The sequence below is a fragment of the Streptomyces violaceorubidus genome (assembly GCF_000717995.1).
In the GTDB taxonomy this organism is placed as follows: domain Bacteria; phylum Actinomycetota; class Actinomycetes; order Streptomycetales; family Streptomycetaceae; genus Streptomyces; species Streptomyces violaceorubidus.
In genome coordinates this window covers 1-477 of sequence record NZ_JODM01000153.1, presented here as the reverse complement: position 1 = coordinate 477, position 477 = coordinate 1, and the positions used below count along the sequence as shown (strand labels likewise).

Annotated in this window: 1 protein-coding gene; it reads left to right on the top strand. The window is 69.8% G+C overall.

All coding sequences use genetic code 11. The features are described 5' to 3' along the window. Positions 1–477 (top strand): condensation domain-containing protein (locus IE94_RS36740; protein ID WP_037924875.1); only part of this gene is annotated, 477 nt, incomplete at both ends.

Below are 477 nucleotides of genomic sequence, written 5' to 3'. Positions count from 1 at the left end.
AAGAGACAGCCCCACCACATCCCCCTCTCCCACGCCCAACAACGCCTCTGGTTCCTGCAGAAGCTGGAGCAGACGACGTACCTGTACAACATCTCGACCGCCGTCCGGCTGCGCGGCGCGCTCGATCACCTGGCTCTCCGGGCCGCGTTGGGGGATGTGACGCGTCGGCACGAGAGCCTGCGGACGGTCTTCACGGAGGACGCGGACGGGGCGTACCAGGTGGTGCTGGACCCGGGTGAGGACACCGTGCGTCTGGCGGTGGAGCGGGTGACCGCCAAGGAGTTGGCCGACCGGGTGACGGAGGCCACGCGGTACGAGTTCGACCTCCGCGAGGAACCGCCGCTGCGCGTGTGGGTGTTCGAGACGGCGGCGGACGATCACGTGCTGCTGCTCGTCATGCACCACATCGCCGGCGACGGCTGGTCCCTGTCCCCCCTCGCCCGCGACCTCTCCACCGCCTACACCGCCCGCCACACC